The organism is Labrys okinawensis (assembly GCF_002982075.1).
Taxonomy (GTDB): domain Bacteria; phylum Pseudomonadota; class Alphaproteobacteria; order Rhizobiales; family Labraceae; genus Labrys; species Labrys okinawensis_A.
In genome coordinates, this window is record NZ_PUEJ01000005.1 from 125,168 (window position 1) to 143,794 (window position 18,627).

Annotated in this window: 17 protein-coding genes; 1 reads left to right on the forward strand and 16 read right to left on the reverse strand. The window is 63.6% G+C overall.

Annotated elements, in window-relative coordinates; all coding sequences use genetic code 11:
- Positions 1-21: 21 nt before the first annotated feature.
- From C5L14_RS14285 to C5L14_RS14360, 16 genes are all read right to left on the reverse strand, one after another.
- Positions 22-1,143 (reverse strand): branched-chain amino acid ABC transporter substrate-binding protein, encoded by a 1,122-nt coding sequence (locus C5L14_RS14285; protein WP_105862734.1) that lies wholly within the window; start codon positions 1,141-1,143, stop codon positions 22-24.
- 258 nt (positions 1,144-1,401) lie between these two features.
- Positions 1,402-2,520: a branched-chain amino acid ABC transporter substrate-binding protein gene (locus C5L14_RS14290; RefSeq protein ID WP_105862735.1), complete on the reverse strand. Its 1,119-nt coding sequence runs from the start codon at positions 2,518-2,520 to the stop codon at positions 1,402-1,404.
- A 122-nt stretch (positions 2,521-2,642) separates the two neighbouring features.
- Positions 2,643-2,996 (reverse strand): DUF6867 family protein, encoded by a 354-nt coding sequence (locus C5L14_RS14295; protein WP_105862736.1) that lies wholly within the window; start codon positions 2,994-2,996, stop codon positions 2,643-2,645.
- A gap of 1 nt (position 2,997) precedes the next feature.
- A complete protein-coding gene (locus C5L14_RS14300; RefSeq protein ID WP_105862737.1) occupies positions 2,998-3,720 on the reverse strand; it encodes an ABC transporter ATP-binding protein in 723 nt (240 codons plus the stop codon).
- Positions 3,721-3,722: 2 nt separating this feature from the next.
- A complete protein-coding gene (locus tag C5L14_RS14305; RefSeq protein WP_105863213.1) occupies positions 3,723-4,646 on the reverse strand; it encodes an ABC transporter ATP-binding protein in 924 nt (307 codons plus the stop codon).
- Positions 4,647-4,666: 20 nt separating this feature from the next.
- Positions 4,667-6,064, reverse strand: coding sequence for a high-affinity branched-chain amino acid ABC transporter permease LivM (livM, locus tag C5L14_RS14310; protein ID WP_245443391.1), 1,398 nt, complete (start codon positions 6,062-6,064; stop codon positions 4,667-4,669).
- Between the two features lie 2 nt (positions 6,065-6,066).
- Positions 6,067-7,020, reverse strand: coding sequence for a branched-chain amino acid ABC transporter permease (locus tag C5L14_RS14315; protein ID WP_105862738.1), 954 nt, complete (start codon positions 7,018-7,020; stop codon positions 6,067-6,069).
- 431 nt (positions 7,021-7,451) lie between these two features.
- A complete protein-coding gene (locus C5L14_RS14320; RefSeq protein WP_105862739.1) occupies positions 7,452-9,068 on the reverse strand; it encodes an NTP transferase domain-containing protein in 1,617 nt (538 codons plus the stop codon).
- A gap of 10 nt (positions 9,069-9,078) precedes the next feature.
- Entirely contained in the window at positions 9,079-9,807 is a 729-nt protein-coding gene (locus tag C5L14_RS14325) for an XdhC family protein (RefSeq protein WP_105862740.1), read from the reverse strand.
- Positions 9,808-9,846: 39 nt separating this feature from the next.
- Entirely contained in the window at positions 9,847-10,188 is a 342-nt protein-coding gene (locus tag C5L14_RS14330; protein WP_105862741.1) for an XdhC family protein, read from the reverse strand.
- A gap of 94 nt (positions 10,189-10,282) precedes the next feature.
- Complete coding sequence (locus C5L14_RS14335) at positions 10,283-11,500, reverse strand: vWA domain-containing protein (RefSeq protein WP_105862742.1); 1,218 nt, start codon at positions 11,498-11,500, stop codon at positions 10,283-10,285.
- Between the two features lie 234 nt (positions 11,501-11,734).
- Positions 11,735-12,652 carry an AAA family ATPase gene (locus C5L14_RS14340; RefSeq protein ID WP_105862743.1) on the reverse strand — a complete coding sequence of 306 codons (918 nt, stop codon included), beginning with the start codon at positions 12,650-12,652 and terminating at the stop codon, positions 11,735-11,737.
- 210 nt (positions 12,653-12,862) lie between these two features.
- On the reverse strand, positions 12,863-13,426 hold the full coding sequence (locus tag C5L14_RS14345; RefSeq protein ID WP_428832624.1) for an O-acetyl-ADP-ribose deacetylase: 564 nt from the start codon (positions 13,424-13,426) through the stop codon (positions 12,863-12,865).
- 131 nt (positions 13,427-13,557) lie between these two features.
- On the reverse strand, positions 13,558-14,355 hold the full coding sequence (locus tag C5L14_RS14350; RefSeq protein WP_105862744.1) for an FAD binding domain-containing protein: 798 nt from the start codon (positions 14,353-14,355) through the stop codon (positions 13,558-13,560).
- A gap of 122 nt (positions 14,356-14,477) precedes the next feature.
- Positions 14,478-16,847, reverse strand: a complete 2,370-nt coding sequence (locus C5L14_RS14355) for a xanthine dehydrogenase family protein molybdopterin-binding subunit (protein ID WP_105862745.1) — start codon at positions 16,845-16,847, stop codon at positions 14,478-14,480.
- 248 nt (positions 16,848-17,095) lie between these two features.
- Positions 17,096-17,590, reverse strand: coding sequence for a (2Fe-2S)-binding protein (locus C5L14_RS14360; RefSeq protein ID WP_105862746.1), 495 nt, complete (start codon positions 17,588-17,590; stop codon positions 17,096-17,098).
- A 414-nt stretch (positions 17,591-18,004) separates the two neighbouring features.
- On the opposite strand from C5L14_RS14360, the gene C5L14_RS14370 reads away from it, so the two are divergent.
- On the forward strand, positions 18,005-18,607 hold the full coding sequence (locus C5L14_RS14370) for an exopolysaccharide biosynthesis protein (protein WP_105862748.1): 603 nt from the start codon (positions 18,005-18,007) through the stop codon (positions 18,605-18,607).
- Positions 18,608-18,627 lie beyond the last annotated feature (20 nt).

The window sequence follows — 18,627 nt, forward strand, 5'->3', positions numbered from 1 at the left end:
AGCACAAGAGAGGCAAGGGCCTCAGGAGGGGTTCTGCTCCGCGGCGATCTTGCCGTCCGCGGCCTTCTTCCAAGTGTAGATGGCGTAGGCCGGTTGAGCCAGATCGCCCTTCTTGTCGTAGGAGATCTCGCCGATTACGGTCTGGAACTTCTTGCCCGAATGCATGACCTCGGCGATCTTCTGCGGATCGGTGGACTTGGCTTCTTCCGCCGCCTGGGCCAGCACCTGGACGCCGGCATAGGCCAGCAGGGTGAAGCCGGCCGGATCGGTGCCCCCCTCGCGGAAGCGCTTCACCAGGTCGGCATTGGCCGGAATATCTTCGACCTTGGGCGCGAAGGTCATCAACGTGCTGACCACGGCATCGCCGCCGATGGTGGCGAATTCGGGCGAGTTCAGGCCGTCGGCGCCCATCATGATGGTCTTGCCGCCCTGGTCGCGCAACTGCTTGAGGATCAGCGCGCCCTCGGTGTAGTAGCCGCCCCACAGCAGCACGTCGGCGCCGCTCGACTTCAGCTTGGTGACGAGACCCGAATAGTCCTTTTCGCCGGCATTGGCCCCTTCATAGAGGACTTCCTTCACCCCGGCATCGTTGAGGTATTTCTTGGCCCCCTTGGCAAGGCCTTCGCCATAGGTCTGCTTGTCGTGCGCGATGGCGATCTTCTTGTCCTTGAAATGAGCCAGCACATAGTCCGCCCACACCTTGGACTGCTGATCGTCGCGGCCGCAGGTCCGGAACGTATTCCACAGGCCGCGGTCGGTCAGCTTCTCGCTGGAGGCGGACGGCGTGACGTTGATGATGTTGTTGTCGGCATAGACGTCCGAAGCGGCGATGGCGCCGCCGGAAGTGACATGGCCGACGACCCAGGTCACGCCATCGCCCACGAATTTATTGGCGACCGAGACGCTCTGCTTGGGATCGGCCTGATCGTCGCCGACGCTGATCTCGATCTTCTGGCCGAGTACACCGCCCTTGGCGTTGATGTCCTTCACCGCCATCTCGGCGCCTGCCTTGGCCTGCAGGCCGTAGGAAGCAGCGGGGCCGGTCATCGGACCACCGACGCCGAGCTTGATCTGCGCCTGCGCGCTGCCGCCCAAGGCGAGGCCCGCTGCGAGTACAGCGCCGGCCAATGAAAGTTTGTTCATGGGGGTTCTTCCCTGTTGTACTGGGCGCAGACCGTTCTTTTCTGGATCGGTTCCGCTGCACCCGATGACGCCATTGTCTAAATTTCCAGCGGCTTGTCACGGAAATTCAGGCGAAATCGCGAAGGGAAGGGCAGCCTGGCCATCTCCCCCTGCGTCATGTCTCCCATCGCGCTCCCACCCGAGCCGCGAATAGGAGCCTCCAAAGAAATCGCCCCAGCGAACCGGGGCGATTGAGATATCACGAAGAATGAAGGCAGATCACTTGTTCTGGAAGAAGTCGATCTTGCCGTCGGGACCCTTCTTCCAGGAGAAGATGACGTAGTCGATCTGCTTCATGTCGCCCTTGTCGTCATAGGAGACGTCGCCGATCACCGTCTTGAAGGTCTTGCCGGAGTGCATCACCTCGGCCATCTTCTGCGGATCGGCCGACTTGGCTTCTTCCGCGGCCTGGGCCAGCACCTGCACGGCCGCATAGGCCTTCAGCGTATAGCCTTCCGGCGTGAAGCCGCTGTCCTTGAACTGCTTGACGATGGCGGCGTTGGCCGGATCATCCTCGGCTTTGGGCGCGAAGGACATCTGGGTGCCGATCACGGCATCGCCGCCGATGGTGGCGAATTCGGAGGAGACCAGGCCGTCGCCGGAGACCATCACGGTCTGCATGCCCTGGTCGCGCAACTGCTTGAGGATCAGAGCCGCCTCGGTGTAGAGGCCGCCATAGATCAGCACGTCTGCGCCAACCGCCTTGAGCTTGGTGACGATGGCCGAATAGTCCTTCTCGCCGGTGTTCACACCTTCGAACAGGACTTCCTTCATGCCGTCGGCGGCCATCAGCTTCTTGGCGTTCTCGCCCAGGCCCTGGCCATAGGTGGTCTTGTCGTGGACGATGGCGATCTTCTTGCCCGGATAGGTGGCCTTGACATAGTCGACCCAGACCTTGGCCTGCTGGTCGTCACGGCCGCAGGTGCGGAACATGCCCCACAGCTTGCGGTCGGTCACCTTCTCGTTGGTGGCGGCCGGGGTGATGGCGACGATGCCGTTGTCGCCGTAGACCTCGGAAGCGGGGATTGTCACGCCCGAGTTATAGTGCCCGACCACCCAGGTCACGCCGTCGCCGACGAACTTGTTGGCGACCGACACGCCCTGCTTGGGATCGGACACGTCGTCGCCGACGGTGGATTCCAGCTTCTGGCCGAGCACGCCGCCGGCGGCGTTGAGGTTCTTGATGGCCAGTTCCGCGCCCTGCTTGATCTGGGCACCGGAGGCCGCACTCGGACCGGTGATCGGTGCGCCGATGCCGATCTTGATCTGCGCGAAGGCGGACGTGCTGAGCAGCAGGCCTGCCGCCAGCGCTGCGCCTGTCAACCAGACTTTTTTCATGTCGTTCTCCCAGTGGATTGGTGGAGCTTGCGGCTCCGGTCTGCGGATAGTCAGGACGTGAACGAGGCCGTCAGCCCAAGTTGCGCGTACAGCTCATCCGATTCCTTTGTGCCTGTGTTCGATCATTCCGCGCTCGAGCGCGCGCTCCAGCCAAGCGCGCCTGATCGCTGGAACATCCAGCCATATTTGCCGACCATCTGCTTGGCGAGCCGGACGCGATAGGACACCAGGCCGATGAGCTGAATGATGACGAGATCGACGAAGAAGTAATAGGGCGAGAACATGTTGCCGCCGAACGGCGCCTGGTGGAGGAAGCGCACGCCCATGGTCAGGAGCACCAGATAGAAGAACAGGATCGGGTAGCGGCTCCAGGTCGAGGCACTCGCCTTGCCGGTCATCCAGGCCGCCCAGCCGCCCATCAGCAAGGTGACGAGCACGAAGACGAACAGCTTGTCTTCGTAGAGATAGGTTTCCATCTCAATGACCCCCTTCCAGATAGGCCGCGCGCACTTCGGGCCGGGCGAGCAGTTCCCTGCCGGTGCCGGACATGGTGATCTGGCCGTTGACCATGACATAGCCTCGATGCGCCAGGCGCAACGCATGGAAGGCGTTCTGCTCGACGAGGAACACCGTCAGTTTCTGCGTCTCGTTGAGCACCCGCACCGCGTCGAAGATCTGCTTGACGATCAGGGGCGCCAACCCCAGCGAAGGCTCGTCCAGCATCAGCAGGCGCGGCCGGCTCATCAGGGCGCGGGCGATCGCCAGCATTTGCTGTTCACCGCCCGAAAGCGTGCCGCCGCGCTGGCTGGCGCGCTCCTTCAGGCGCGGGAAGAGCGTGTACATGCGTTCCAGGTCTTCGGCGAAATGGGCATTGCCGTCGATCTCGGCTCCCATCTGCAGATTTTCATAGACCGTCATGCGCTGGAAGATACGCCGTCCTTCGGGGGACTGGGCGATGCGCAGCCGGGCGATCTCATGCATCGGCATATGGGTGATGTCTTGCCCGTCGAACGAGATCGAACCGACACGGCATTTGGGAGAACCGAAGACCGTCATCATCAGGGTCGACTTGCCGGCGCCGTTGGCGCCGATGATGGTGACGATCTCACCCTGGTTGATGTCGACATCGACACCTTTGAGAGCGTGGACCTGTCCGTAATAGGTGTGGACGCCGCGTACGGCCAGCAGGGGCGAGGACATGCTCAACTCTCCGTTTCCTCGTCGGTGCCGAGATAGGCGGCGATCACGGCAGGGTCGTTGCGGACCTGCTCGGGTGTGCCGTCCGAGATCTTGGTGCCGTAATTGAGCACCACCACATGATCCGAAATCTCCATGACCACGGACATGTCGTGCTCGATCAGGAGAAGAGAGGTGTCGTGATCGCTGCGGATCGTGCGCAGCAGCTTGTTGAGGTCGAGGCTTTCCCTCGGATTGAGGCCGGCGGCCGGCTCGTCCAGGCACAGCAGGACCGGGTCGGTGCACATGGCGCGGGCGATCTCCAGGCGGCGCTGGTCGCCATAGGGAAGGCTGCCGGCGGGATCGTCGGCCCGTGCCATCAGGCCGGTCTTTTCGAGCCAGTATTTCGCCTTCTCGATCGCGGCCTTCTCGGCATGGCTATAGGTGGGCAGGCCGAGAATGCCGAAAACGGAGAAGCCCGACGCGCGCATCAGGTGGACATGCTGGGCAACCAGCAGGTTCTCCAGCACCGTCATGCCCGCGAAGAGGCGGATGTTCTGGAAGGTTCTGGCGACCTTCGCCTGACGGGAGACCATGAAGTCGGGCATGCGCTCGAGCAGGTAGAGCGTATCCTGGCCATGGCTCAGCTTCTGCTGGGTGGTGGCGGTCAGGGCGTCGAATTCATCCCAAGCCGCTACCGAGCCGTGCCGCAGGCCGATCCGGCCTTCCGTCGGCTTGTAGAAGCCGGTGATGCAGTTGAACACCGTGGTCTTGCCGGCGCCATTAGGGCCGATCAGGGCCGTGATGTCGCCCCGGCCGCAATTGAAGGAAACGGCGTTGACGGCGGTAAGGCCGCCGAACCGCATGGTCAGTTTCTCGACCTTGAGGATCGGGTCGCTGTGCCAGTGCTGTTCGGGATGGGCGTGCGAGGCGAGGGCGGGATCGATCATATCGTTGTTCTCGGGCGCGCTCATCCGTGACCTTCCTGTACCAGGGCGCCGGAGACGATCTTGCGTTCTTTGAGATAGACGGTGGGAGCACGGTTGGAAATGAGACCGCGCGGCTTCCACAACATCATCGAGACCATGGCGAGGCCGAAGATCATGGGGCGATACTGACTCGGGTCGAAGTCGGGCCCGAAGATCCACTTCATGAAAGTGAGCTCGCGCAGGATCTCCGAACCGCCGACCAGCAGGATCGCGGCCACGACCACGCCGAGCAGGCTGCCAGAACCGCCGAGCACCACGATCGCGAGCACCATCACCGATTCCTGGAACACGAAGCTTTCCGGATTGATGAAGCCCTGCTTGGCCGCGAAGAAGGCACCGGCGAGGCCGCCGAACAAGGCGCCACTGGCGAAGGCCGCGAGCTTGGTGGTGGTGGTGTTGATGCCGAGCGAGCGGCAGGCGATCTCGTTCTCGCGCAGGGCTTCCCAGGCGCGGCCGACCGGCAGCCTGCGCATGCGGCTGGTGATGTAAGCCGTCATCACCGCCAGAATGAGGATGACATAGTAGAAGAAGATCTTGCCATGGATCGGCGAGAAGGCGAGGTCGAAGGTCTTGGCGAAACCGTTCGGACCGGCCGTGAAGGGAATGCCGAAGAAGGTGGGGGGCTTGATCGAGGTGATGCCGTCATTGCCGTGCGTGAAGGATTTCCAGTTCACCAGCACGCTGCGGATGATTTCGCCGAAGGCAAGGGTGACCAGCGCGAGATAGTCGCCGCGCAGGCGCAGCACGGGAAAGCCGAGAATGATACCCCAGAGCGCGGCGAGGAAACCCGCGATCGGCAGGCATTCCCAGAAGGTCATGCCGTAATAGACCGATAGCAGCGCATAGGAATAGGCGCCGACCGCATAGAAGGCGACATAGCCCAGGTCGAGCAGGCCAGCCATGCCGACCACGATGTTCAACCCCCAGCCCAGCATGATGTAGATCATGATCTGGATGCCGTAGGTGTCGATCCATTTCAGCGAGCCCTTGTCGCCGAGAGCGAACAGCATCACCAGCGGGAAGACGACGGCGAGCCCGGCACCGAACCACATCACCCAGGGCGACATGCCGATGCGCGTCATCGTCTGGGCGAATTTGGAGGGCGTCTTGTGTTCGGAGCGTTGCGGGCGCAGCAGCACGAACAGACGGATCGCCAGGATGAGGCCGACGATCACGGCGGTGGTGATCAGGCCGCCGAAGCGCTTGCCGAAGGCGAAGTCGGGGTTGAGGAAGTTCAGGCGGAAGCTGTTGGTGGCCTGGTCGGAATAGGTCGTCAGTCCCACCACCGGCAGGAACATGCAGGTGGAGACCACGGCCCAGAAGATGAGATCCTTGAACAGGTCAGCCGGTGAAATGCGGGTGGTGCCGGTCGCGGCCATGATCACACCTTCTCCACTTCGGGGCGTCCCAACAGGCCTTGCGGCATGAAGATCAGCGTGATGGCGAGCACGGAGAACACCGCGACGTCGCGGTAGGCCGCAACGTCACCTTCGAAGGATCCCTCCCACAGTTTCTCGATCAGACCGATCAGCATGCCGCCGAGCACCGCGCCAGGCAGGGAGCCGATGCCGCCGAGCACCGCGGCGGTGAAGGCCTTGACGCCGGGCACGAAACCGTCCCGGAAGTTCACGGAACCGTAGAGCACCAGGAACATCAGGCCGGCGACGGCGGCCAGGGCCGCGCCCATGATGAAGGTGATCGAAATGGTGCGGTCGACGTCGACGCCCAGCAGGGCGGCCATCTTGCGATCCTGCTCGCAGGCGCGCTGGGCGCGGCCGAGCGAGGTGCGGGAGACGATGTACCAGAAGACCGCCAGCAGCACGGCCGTGGTGACGAAGATCAGGATGGCCTTGAGCGAGAGCGAGGCGTCCATGGCGCGCCCATCCGAGGCGACCTCCGACCAGATCTGATATTTGGCGCTGAGGGCGGCGTCCACGGCATGGGGGATTGCCTTGGATTCGGCGCCCTGGCTGACCTGCACGAAATTCGACAGGGCCATGGAGACGCCGATGGCGGAAATCAGGGGAGCAAGTCGGAACGAGCCGCGCAGGGGACGATAGGCGATGCGCTCGATGGCCCAGTTCCAGATACTGGTGAGGACCATGCCGATTGCCATCACCGCCAGCAAAGCCACGATGACCGACGAAAGTCCAAGCAAGGTGACCAGGATCACGAAACAGATGAACGCGATGATCGCGGAGAGCATGAACAGGTCGCCGTGGGCGAAGTTGACCATGCCGATGATGCCGAACACCATCGTGTAACCTACGGCGATAAGACCATATAGCGATCCTACCGCCAGCCCGTTGATGAGCTGCTGTAAAAACTCTGCCATCGTCTACAAACTTTCCCCTCTGTCGACGCCGTCCTTGCTTCTCCTGGCCCCCTTTGGCGGGATTTTTGCCTAAGAGACAGGCAGTCATTCGACGATTTCCTGTCATAGCAAGCGCTTTGCAAACTGACAATCACCGCGGCGGTCCCGAAGGCGAAGTTTCTGGAAATCACGAAATATTTATGCAGCTCGGCGAATTTTTTAGCGCCGGCTGACGCTTCAAGCGCCAATTCTCAGCCAGTAACGCCCAAAAAACGATTTAGCGGCTGAATGGCTCCAATCGAGCAAACGTGTAACGCCTGTTAGATTTCGTCTCGATCCACACAAAAATTTCGATTGGCATACTATCCTTCATCAGGGGAAAGAATGTTGCTGAATAATTGCGCACATCCCCTGCGCACGAAAGTTGCGCTACCGGGCGGAGCAACAAAATATCACGTCCGGAATTGTCGCAATTGCGCGAGCGCCTCCTTCGTGTCGACATCGAAGCTGGAGGCGCTCGAAGAGACGGGAATTTCCACAATCGCGTCGCTGTTCGCCTTGAGAATCTGCCGGCCACCGGCGTCGCCCTCGATGGCCTGCAATTCGTCGAAGAATCGGCGCGCCCAGATCACCGGATTGCCGCGCTGCCCTTCGGTAACCGGGAGAACGATGAGGGCGCCCTTGTCCGGTTCGAAGGCCGATATCAGCCGGTCCAATAGGGCGGCGTCCACCAGCGGCATGTCGCCAAGCGCGATCAGGGCGGCGTCGCATTCGGCGGGGAGGGCCGCAATGCCGGCGCGCACGGAGGTCGAGAGGCCCTCGGCAAAGTCCGGATTGTGCACGAAGGAGACGGCCAGCCCTGCCAGGGCATCGCGGACCTCGGCCTGCTGATGGCCGGTGACCACCGTGACCGAGTTTGCTCTGCTGGTGAGCGCCGCTTCCACGGCGTGGCGGACGAGCGGCTTGCCGGCATAGTCCTCCAGAAGCTTGTTCGGCCCGCCCATCCGCGAGGATCGGCCTGCCGCCAGGACGATGGCGGCGACGGAAGGAGGGGTCTCGCCCGTCTTCCCGGCGGCGGCGCGGGGCTGGGGGCGGCTGACGATCTCCATCAGCAGGCCGCCGACGCCGAGGCCGACGATATCACCGCGCGTGACCGGCAGGCCGGCCAGCAGGCGATGCAGGATCCAGTCGAAGCCGTTCTCCTTGGGCGAGCGCGCGCAGCCTGGCGCCCCCAGCACCGACATGGCGCCGGAGCGCCCCAGCAGCAGAAGATTGCCGGGATCGACCGGCATGCCGAAATGTTCGACCGCGCCACCCGAAATTTCGATGGCGGCGGGGATGACATCGCGCCGGTCGGCGATGGCCGAGGCTCCGAAGATGATGGTGAGATCGGCCTCCGCCGCCTTGGCCCGGTCGAGCGCCAGCGCCAGCTCCCGGGCCTGATGCGGCACTCTTTCGTCCAGGATGAGCCTGGCCCCAGCCGGCGACAGGCGCTCCTTCAGGACCTGCAGCGTGCGGGCGATCACGCTTTCCTTGAGCCCGGGAAGCAAGGTGGAGATCGCCGCGACCTTGAGCGGACGAAAAGGGGCGACCCGGATGATCGGGGCGCCCAGGCCGGCGAGGGCGCGCTCGAAGGTGGGCGCCTCCACGGCAAAGGGGATGATCTTGACGGTTGCGATCATTTCGCCGGCCTTGACTGGATCGAAGGCGGGTAGGGTCGCGAAGGTGATGCTCTCGTCGATGGCGTTCACCCGGTCAACGCCGTCACGGTCGATTACCAGCACGCCGGCGTGCTCGGCGAACAGATTGGCCCGGCCGGTGAACGGTTCGGCCACGCGTACGCCTTCACCCCCCAACCGGGCGGCAATGCGCTCGGCGGCGATATCCTCTCCGACATCGCCGGGATCGAGCCTGGCGATGACGATGGACTCGACCCTCTCCCGGCGCAGCGCTTCGATTTCGGCCGGCCCGATATGCGTGCCCTTCTTGAGGACGAGCCCACCCTTGCGGATCGAATGGACGGCAACGCCGCCCAGGGCCTGATCGATGGAAATCTCGCCGAAAAACATGGAGCTATAGTCACCTGTAACAGGGCTTGGGCGGAGCCGGCGGCCTGGGTTGCTTCTCGCCGCTTTCCAGCCGAAGCGCGGCCGTGATCTCGGCCATGATCGAGACGGCAATCTCGGCCGGACTGATGGCGCCGATATCGAGGCCGATAGGCGCATGGATACGCGCCAGCGCCGCCTCGTCGACCCCGGCCTCGCTCAATCGTTCGATGCGGCGCGCATGTGTCCTGCGCGAACCCAGCGCCCCCACATAGAAGCAGTTGCGTTCGAGCGCATGCTGCAGGGCCCCGTCATCGATCTTGGGATCGTGGGTCAGCGCGACGAAGGCTGTGTAGCGGTCGATCCCGAGCGGCGGCAAAGCGACATCAGGCCATTCGGCGAGCAATGTCACGCCGGGAAAGCGCTCGGGCGTGGCAAAGGCGGTGCGCGGGTCGATGATGACGGGATCATGGCCGACGAGGCGGGCGAGGGGGGCCAGGGCCTGGCTGATATGGACGGCGCCGATCATCACCAGCCGTACCGGTGGGACGTGGACGGTGATGAAATGGCGCCTCCCGTCCTGCTCGACCGTGGCGGAGCGCCCCTGACGCAATTGCTGCGACAGCATGGAGGCGAGCGGATCGGCCGGGATTCCGCTTTCCTCGACCAGGCGTTCCTCGCCGGTGTCGAGATCGGTGACGAGGAGGACGGCCCTGCGGGCGGCCTTGGCCTGGTTGAGGGCCTGGAGAGTGGCAAGTTTCATGGCGGAGCCTGCAAGAAGGGGGAGGGAGGAAGGCGGCCTTCAGTCCAGTTTCTCGACATAGACCCGGATGGTGCCGCCGCAGGACAAGCCGACCTGCCAGGCGGTCTCGTCGGCGACGCCGAATTCAATGAGGCGCGGCTTACCCTCCCGAATGACCTCTAGTGCTTCGGTGACGACGGCACCTTCGACGCATCCGCCCGAAACCGAGCCGAGAAAATTGCCGTCCTCGTCGATGACGAGGTTCGAGCCCGTCGGGCGCGGGGCCGAACCCCAGGTCTCCACCACGGTGGCGATAGCGACGCCCTTGCCATGTTCCCGCCATTGCTGGGCGCTGGCAAGGATGTCGGTGTCGGATGCGAAATTACTGGCAGTATCGCTCATCGAAATTGCTCCTTGAAACGAGGCCTAGCACGATAGTCGCATTGGTCCGGAATCTCGGAGGCTGACACTCCAAGGCACCGTTCGCCGGTCCTTCTCAACCAACGCGTTTTAACCAGCTCCTGGGATCGGCAGCGGCATCGGCTCTGCGGTCGAGGGCCTTGACCAGATCGCCCATGCTCCTGAGATTGTGAATGGTTCTGAATTCGTCAACATGCGGCAGCATGGCTTTGATGCCCGCCGCCCGCGCTTCGAAGGCGTCGAAGCGCAGCAAGGGATTGAGCCAGATCAGGCGACGGCAGGAGCGATGCAGGCGGTCGAGTTCCTTAGCGAGGCCGGGATCGACCTGGCGCTCCAGTCCGTCGGTGATCAGCAGCACCGTGGCGCCCTGGCCGAGCACCCGGCGCGACCAGTCCTTGTTGAAACGCTCCAGGCAATGGGCGATGCGGGTGCCGCCGTCCCAATCCTTGACGGCGCGGGAAGCATGCTCGAGCGCCTCGTCGGGGTCTCGCGTCCGCAGTGAGCGCGTGATGTTGGTCAGCCGGGTGGCGAAGACGAAGGCGTGCACGCGCCGGCCTTTTTCCGAGATCGCGTGCAGGAAATGCAGGAACAGCCGGGAATAATCCGCCATCGAGCCGGATATGTCGCAAAGCGCCACGAGAGGCGGGTGCTTCTCGCCGGCCTGGCGGTAGGCGATGGTGACGAGGTCGCCGCCGCTGCGCATGGCGGCCCTCAGCGTCCTTCTGAGGTCGATGACCTCGCTGCCGCCGGGCCTGAGGCGGCGCGTCGACTGGATGTCGAAGGGCAGGCGCAATTGCGCCATTTCCTTCTTGGCCGCGGTGATTTCCTCCGCGGTCATCTGGGCGAAATCGCGCTCCTTGAGGATCTCGCGCTCCGACATGGTCAGGCGAGCGTCGAACTCGACCAGCGTCTTCTCCTCCACTTCGCGCGGCGGCTCCTTGTAGAAGGCGTCGTTGACGCGCTGCGCGCCGGCCTTGGGCTTGGGCGGCTCCTTCATCGCCACCGCCTGGGGGGACATCATGGCGATGAGCTTCTCGGTCAAAGCGCGCTGGCGCCAGAACAGCTCGAAGGCCTGGCGAAACAGCAGCGATTGCTCGTGCCGCGTGACGAAGACGCTATGCAACGTCCAGTAGAAATCCTGCTTGGCGCCGAGGCCCGCCATTTCTACCGCCCGGATGGCATCGAGCACGCTGGAGGGGCCGACCGGCAAGCCGGTGTCCCGCAGTAGACGGCCGAAATAGGCGATATTGTCGGCAAGGCGGCCGAGGTTGGGGGAACTGGCGTCGATTGTCATTGGCACATGCCATTTCGGACGAAGACGCGCCGTTTACCCTCCCCTCGATGGGGTCGGTCATTCCTCTTGAATGGCCTGGGGTCGACACGAAGTGTCGGGGTGGGGTGACTTCGGAATAAAGTGGTCGTCATCCCCACAGCCCGCGCGTTTCCACCCCACCCCGGCCTTTCAGGCCGACCCTCCCCATCGAGGGGAGGGTAAAGGGGTCGCATCCAGCGCCCGAAATTGCCTGTTTCAACCATGCGCCTGCGCCCCGGCCTTGACGCTGTCGATCAGCCTCTTGGCCTGGCTGCCGGAGAGGCGGGCAATGTCGTCCTGATATTTCAGGAGCACGCCGAGGGTATCGGAGACGAGGGCGGGATCGAGCGCAACGGCATCGAGCTCAGTCAGGGCCGTGGCCCAGTCCAGCATCTCGGCGACCCCTGGGGACTTGAACAGGTCCTCGCGGCGCAGCGCCTGCACGAAGCCGACCAGCTCCCGCGACAGCTTGGCCGGCACATGCGGCACCTTGCGGCGCAGGATCTCGAGTTCGTTCTCGGCGCTGGGATAGTCGACCCAGTGATAGAGGCAGCGCCTCTTGAGGGCGTCATGGATCTCGCGGGTGCGGTTGGAGGTGATCACCACGATGGGCGGGGATTCCGCCTTTACCGTGCCGAATTCGGGAATGGTGACCTGAAAATCCGAAAGGACCTCCAGGAGATAGGCCTCGAAGGCCTCGTCGGTACGGTCGAGTTCGTCGATCAGCAGGATCGGTGCGCCGCCTGCCTGGGGGCGTACCGCCTCCAAGATGGGCCGGGCGATCAGGAAGCGTTCGGAGAAGAGATCGGAGCTCAGACTGGCGCGGTCGACGCCGCCGCCGGCCTCGGCCAGGCGGATCTCGATCATCTGCGCCATGGTGTTCCATTCATACACCGCCGAGGCGATGTCGAGGCCCTCATAGCATTGCAGGCGAATCAGGGGGCGCCCCAGCGTCGCCGACAGCACCTTGGCGATCTCGGTCTTGCCCACGCCGGCTTCCCCTTCCAGGAAGAGCGGGCGACCCATGCGCAAGGCGAGGAACAACACGGTGGCAAGGTCGCGCCCGGCCACGTAATCGGCTTTGGCGAGTAGGGCGGCGGTCTCGTCGATGGAAGCGGGAAGGGGGGCGGGCAAGGCAAACTCCTGAAATCTGCAGGCACTATAGGGCGAGTCCCTGCCAAGCGGAATTTCTCGATAGCCAACGGACTGGCGATCTCAAGAAACGCCGTAAGTATTTGAGATCCCGCAGAGTTCTCCTGGCCGAGCCCTCGCCTCGGTCAGGAGAACTCTGCACGGGCAAAGCAAAGCGGGGGGAGATTTGCTTCTGCCTGCCGGCGCCGGAAGTCAGAAGGGGGCAAGACCTGCATCGAGGAAGGCTTGGCGATAATGAGTCGCCGTGCCCGCATCGAAACAGCAGAACACGACGAGTGAAGGAGGGCTCGGCAACAGCGGCAGAGTATCGGTGACGGTCGCGACGGCGATAGTGGCCGCCTCGTCCGCCGGATACCGATAGATTCCGGTGGAGATGGCCGGAAAGGCGATCGAGGTAATGGCGTTGGCAGAGGCCACTTCTAGGCTGCGCCGATAGCAGGAGGCAAGCTTGTCGGACTCTCCCCGGGCCCCGCCGTTGAAGACCGGGCCGACGGTGTGGATGACGTGGCGGGCCGGCAGCCGGTATCCCCCGGTAATCTTGGCGTCGCCCACCTTGCAGCCATTGAGCGTGCGACACTCGGCCACCAGGTCCGGCCCGGCAGCGCGGTGAATGGCGCCGTCAACGCCGCCGCCGCCGAGCAGGGAGGTATTGGCGGCATTGACGATGGCATCCACCTCGAGCGTGGTGATGTTGGCGACGAGCACCGTTAGACGGGTCTTGGCCAAGTCGGTGGAGAATTCGTCTTCGGGCATCATCCTTGGCTCGCAGGCATCCCTGCCTGCTCTTTCTCGGGATGGGCGGAGCGTTCCCAGGAGCAGCCACCGCGCGACATGCGCATGTCGCTGACAGGCCTGCGGTTCCAGGAAGGCTCGCGCCCTGGGTTACCTCACTTTGCGGCTGCGACGGCCCGCTTGGTCAGCACGCCGATCAGGTGTGCGCGGTAGTCTGCGCTGGCATGAATATCGCCGTTGAGCCCCTTTGCCGAAAGGCTCACCCCGTCGAGCGATTTGGCATGGAAGCGCGACGACAGGGCTTCTTCCGCCTTGGTATGGCGGAACACGCCGTCGGAGCCGGCGCCGGTGACGGCGACGCGCACGGAACTCCCCTTCTTGGCCACGAACACGCCGACGAGCGCGTAGCGCGAAGCAGGATTGGGGAATTTCTGATAGGCCGCCTTGGCCGGAATGGGGAAGGAGATCTTGGTGATGATCTCGCCTTCCTCCAGCGCGGTGTCGAACAGGCCGGTGAAAAATTCGTCGGCCGGAATCTTGCGCTTGTTGGTGATGATGGTGGCGTTGAGGGCGAGGGCCGCCGCCGGATAATCGGCCGCCGGATCGTTGTTGGCGAGCGAGCCGCCGATGGTGCCGCGCGAACGTACCGCCGGATCGCCGATCATGCCGGCGAGAGCGGCAAGCGCCGGGATGGCTTCGCCGACCGTGGCGCTCGCCGCCACTTCGCCATGCGGGGTGGTGGCGCCGATGATGAGGTTGCGCCCCTTCACCTCGATGCCGCTGAGGCCCTCGATCTTGGTGAGGTCGATCAGGGTGGTGGGGCTGGCGAGGCGCTGCTTCATGGTCGGCAGCAAGGTGTGCCCGCCGGCGAGCAGTTTGGCGTCCTCCGCCTTGGCGAGGGCGGCGATGGCGCCGCGGACGGAGGTTGGGCGCTGATAGGTAAAGGGATACATGGGTGGCTCCCGGTTGAATTGGGGAGCGGGTCTTCAGACCCGCCCAGTTCTTATTGCTTGGAGGTTCCAGCCGGGTCCTGCTCCATCGGCATGCCGATGGAACTGAGAAGACCCGCCCTCCGTCATTCCGCGGCTTTCCTGCCCTTGGCAGCACGCTGCACGGCGTTCCACACCACCTGGGGCGATGCCGGCATGGCAATGTCCTCAATGCCGATGGCGTCCGTGATGGCATTCATCACAGCCGGCGGCGCCGCAATCGCACCTGCCTCGCCGCAGCCCTTGATGCCGAGCGGATTGGAGGGGCAGGTGGTCTTGGTCATGCCGACATTGAAGGAGGGCAGGTCGTCCGCGCGCGGCATGCAGTAATCCATGAAGGAAGCCGTCAGGAGTTGGCCCTCCTTGTCGTAGACCGCGCCCTCGAGCAGGGCCTGGCCGACGCCCTGGGCGATGCCGCCATGCACCTGGCCTTCGACGATCATCGGGTTGATCAGCTCGCCGAAATCGTCCACCGCCGTCCAGCGTGCGATGGTGGTGACGCCGGTATCGGGATCGATCTCGACTTCGCAGATATGCACGCCCGCCGGGAAGGTAAAGTTGGTGGGATCGTAGAACGCGCCCTCCTTGAGGCCGGGCTCGAGGTCCTGGCCAGAGAATTTGTGCGCGATATAGGCCTGCAGCGCCACTTCGCCGAAGGCCAGCCCCTTGTCGGTGCCGGCCACCGAGAAGCGTCCATCCTTGAACTCGATGTCGCCCTCGGACGCTTCCAGCACGTAGGAGGCGACCTTCTTGCCCTTGGCGATGATCTTGTCGACCGCCTTGACGATGGCCGACATGCCGACCGCGCCGGAGCGCGAGCCATAGGTGCCCATGCCGAACTGCACCTTGTCGGTATCGCCATGCACCACGGCGACCGAGTCGATGGGAATGCCGAGCCGGTCCGAAACCAATTGGGCGAAGGTGGTCTCGTGGCCCTGGCCGTGGCTGTGCGAGCCCGTCAGCACCTCGACGGTGCCGATCGGATTGACGCGGATTTCTGCCGATTCCCACAGGCCGACGCCGGCGCCGAGAGAGCCGACCGCCTGGGAGGGCGCGATGCCGCAGGCCTCGATATAGGCCGAATAGCCCAGGCCCCTGAGCTTGCCGGCCCGCTCGGAAGCCCGACGGCGGGCACCGAAGCCCTTGACGTCGTGCAGCTCCATCGCCTTGTCGAGCGAAGCGTTATAGTCGCCGGCGTCATAGGTCATGATCACCGGGGTCTGATGCGGGAAGGACTTCACGAAGTTCTTCTTGCGGAACTTGGCCGGATCGAGACCGAGTTCGCGTGCCGCCACCTCGACCAGGCGCTCGACCACGAAGGTCGCCTCCGGCCGCCCGGCGCCGCGATAGGCGTCGACCGGAGCGGTGTTGGTGTAGACGCCGTCGACCTCGGCATAGATGGCCGGGATGTCATATTGGCCTGACAGCAGCGGCGCGTAGAGATAGGTGGGCACGCTGGAGGAGAAGGTGGAAAGATAGGCGCCGAGATTGGCGATGGTATGGACGCGCAGGCCCGTGATCTTGTTGTTGGCGTCGATCGCGAGTTCGGCATGGGTGACGTGATCGCGGCCATGGGCATCGGCCAGGAAGGCCTCGGTGCGGTCCCCGGTCCATTTCACCGGGCGGCCGATGCGCTTGGCGGCCCACACGCACACCGTCTCTTCGGCATAGATGAAGATCTTGGAGCCGAACCCGCCGCCGACATCGGGGGCGATCACGCGCAGCTTGTGCTCGGGCGCGATGCCGATGAAGGCCGACAGCACCAGCCGGGCGACATGCGGGTTCTGCGAGGTGGTGTAGAGCGTATAGGCCTCGTTGCCGGCGTCATAGTCTCCGACGGCGGCACGCGGCTCGATGGCGTTGGGCACCAGGCGATTGTTGAGGATGTCGAGCCTGGTGATGTGCTTGGCTGCCTTGAAGGCGGCATCGGAGGCGGTCTTGTCGCCAAGATGCCATTGGAACACCGTGTTGTTCTCGGCCTCGGCGTGAACCTGGGGTGCGTCCTTGGCCTGGGTCTTGGCGGTATCGACGCTGGCCGCCAGCACGTCATAGGTGACATTGATGGCTTCGGCGCCGTCCTTGGCCTGTGCCAGGGTCTCGGCGAGTACCACGGCGACATGGTCGCCGACATAGCGAACCTTGCCCTGGGCCAGTGCCGGATGGGCCCCGGCCTTCATCGGCGAGCCGTCCTTGGAGTGGATCATCCAGCCGCAGATCAGGCCACCGATCTTGTCCTGCGCCAAATCCTCGCCGGTGAGGATCTCGATGACACCCGGCAGCTTGCGGGCCGCGCTGATGTCGATCGACTTGATCGCCGCATGGGCATGCGGCGAGCGCAGGAAATAGGCATGGGCCTGGCCCGGGCGATTGATATCGCCGGTATAATTGCCCTTGCCGGTGATGAAGCGGAAATCCTCCTTGCGGCGCACCGGTGCGCCAACGCCTGTGGCGTTCATGTCGTTCTCTCCCCTGGAGCACAGCGCGTTCATGCGTGAACGCTTGTCTGCTCGAATTCGCTGTTTCGACGTCTTTGGTATTTGACGCGACTTCCTCGCATCGCAAAACGCTATGGGATTGGAATAATCCCCGGCAAACAAAGGCTTCGCCGAGAGAGTCGATGGAAAGATCGAAGTCCGGAGTGGCGGTCGCGGGTGCTCGTGAGCTGCCACGAACGGGTAGGGCGACACATTCCGGGAGAGAGCGGCTATTCGGCCGCCTGCAGGGTTTCGCCCTCGGTCATGGCCTTGGCCCCTGCCGCGACTGCCTTGACGATGTTGTGATAGCCCGTGCAGCGACAGATATTGCCTTCCAGCTCATGGCGGATGGTCGCCTCGTCGAGATCGCCGCCGAGCCGGTCGACCATGGCGACCGAGGTCATGATCATGCCGGGCGTGCAGAAGCCGCATTGCAGGCCGTGATTGTCGCGGAAGGCTTCCTGCATCGGATGCAGCTGGCCGTTATTGGCCAGGCCCTCGATGGTGGTCACCGAGCTGCCGCTGACCTGGACGGCGAGGGCGGTGCAGGATTTGACGGCCTTGCCGTCAATATGCACCACGCAGGCACCGCACTGGCTGGTATCGCAGCCGACATGGGTGCCGGTGAGCCTGAGGTGTTCACGCAGAAATTCGACAAGCAAAGTACGCGGATCAATATCAGCCGTAATTTCCCGTCCATTGACGAGAAGCGAAACGGAAGCCATGGGGTCCTCCAACCGGTTCGCGATCTGTCGTCCCCTCTGCGTTCGCCGCCATTCATTGGCGGTCTGAACGGGAGACTCTCATGCAGCAGATCGGAATAATTCCAGTCTGGACCCCCGTTTTTCGGTGGTCAAGTGACAAGCTTGAAAAGTTGAGGGTCGTTTTTGCGGGGTTTTTCGCGATTTTTGCGATTTTTCGAACAAAGCTGAAGAAGGAGCCTGCGACAAGTCAGCACGACCTTCGGGGTCTTGCGATGCAGCATGCAATGTTGTGCTGCACAGGGAACTATGCGGCAAAAGCACAACACCCATCCGCAAATGCCACGCCCTGTTTGGCGTTCGGCAGCACAATCATCTCGAAATTGTCGCAGAGTCTCACTATAAGCCCGGCAAGGATCCCCACGAGTCAGCTTAATTTTGGAACCGCGTAACCCCAGAACATCCGAACTCCTTGCGGCGATTGCCTCGGCGGAAGGAGAGGAGCGCATTTATTTCGGCGACCTGACGGCCGCCATGCGCAACCGCGCCTTCGGTATCCTGTTCCTGCTGTTCGGCATACCCAACTGCCTGCCGATGCCGCCGGGCATCCCGGTGATCTGCGGCATCATCGTCGCCCTCATCGCGGCCCAGATGGTGATGGGGCGCGATAATCTGTGGCTGCCGCAATTCCTGGCCAAGCGCAGCTTCGCCCGCAAGGATCTGCAGCGCATCGTCACCAAGGCGGAACCCTGGATCCAGTGGGTCGAGCGTTTCGCCAAGCCGCGCCTGCACCTGTTCGCGGATGCCCGTTCCCGGCGGATCGTGGGTATCGTCGCGCTCGTGCTGGGCCTGGCCCTGCTGCTGCCCATCCCGATCATCGGCAACATCCCGCTCGGCATTCCCATCTGCATCCTTGGCCTCGGACTGGTCGAGCGCGACGGTGCCGTCATCCTGGCTGGCTATATCGCCACCAGCGTGGGTTTGTTGATCACGGCCGGGCTCGGCTATCTCATTTTCCAGGGCGCCCTGGCGATCTTCTGAGGCGCGCGGCAGCGACAGTC

Bases quoted from the DNA above. Each gene is read 5' to 3' on its own strand.
- C5L14_RS14285 (WP_105862734.1), bottom strand. From the start codon at position 1,143: ATGAACAAACTTTCATTGGCCGGCGCTGTACTCGCAGCGGGCCTCGCC.
- C5L14_RS14290 (WP_105862735.1), bottom strand. From the start codon at position 2,520: ATGAAAAAAGTCTGGTTGACAGGCGCAGCGCTGGCGGCAGGCCTGCTG.
- C5L14_RS14295 (WP_105862736.1), bottom strand. From the start codon at position 2,996: ATGGAAACCTATCTCTACGAAGACAAGCTGTTCGTCTTCGTGCTCGTC.
- C5L14_RS14300 (WP_105862737.1), bottom strand. From the start codon at position 3,720: ATGTCCTCGCCCCTGCTGGCCGTACGCGGCGTCCACACCTATTACGGA.
- C5L14_RS14305 (WP_105863213.1), bottom strand. From the start codon at position 4,646: ATGATCGATCCCGCCCTCGCCTCGCACGCCCATCCCGAACAGCACTGG.
- livM (WP_245443391.1), bottom strand. From the start codon at position 6,064: ATGGCCGCGACCGGCACCACCCGCATTTCACCGGCTGACCTGTTCAAG.
- C5L14_RS14315 (WP_105862738.1), bottom strand. From the start codon at position 7,020: ATGGCAGAGTTTTTACAGCAGCTCATCAACGGGCTGGCGGTAGGATCG.
- C5L14_RS14320 (WP_105862739.1), bottom strand. From the start codon at position 9,068: ATGTTTTTCGGCGAGATTTCCATCGATCAGGCCCTGGGCGGCGTTGCC.
- C5L14_RS14325 (WP_105862740.1), bottom strand. From the start codon at position 9,807: ATGAAACTTGCCACTCTCCAGGCCCTCAACCAGGCCAAGGCCGCCCGC.
- C5L14_RS14330 (WP_105862741.1), bottom strand. From the start codon at position 10,188: ATGAGCGATACTGCCAGTAATTTCGCATCCGACACCGACATCCTTGCC.
- C5L14_RS14335 (WP_105862742.1), bottom strand. From the start codon at position 11,500: ATGACAATCGACGCCAGTTCCCCCAACCTCGGCCGCCTTGCCGACAAT.
- C5L14_RS14345 (WP_428832624.1), bottom strand. From the start codon at position 13,426: ATGATGCCCGAAGACGAATTCTCCACCGACTTGGCCAAGACCCGTCTA.
- C5L14_RS14350 (WP_105862744.1), bottom strand. From the start codon at position 14,355: ATGTATCCCTTTACCTATCAGCGCCCAACCTCCGTCCGCGGCGCCATC.
- C5L14_RS14355 (WP_105862745.1), bottom strand. From the start codon at position 16,847: ATGAACGCCACAGGCGTTGGCGCACCGGTGCGCCGCAAGGAGGATTTC.
- C5L14_RS14360 (WP_105862746.1), bottom strand. From the start codon at position 17,590: ATGGCTTCCGTTTCGCTTCTCGTCAATGGACGGGAAATTACGGCTGAT.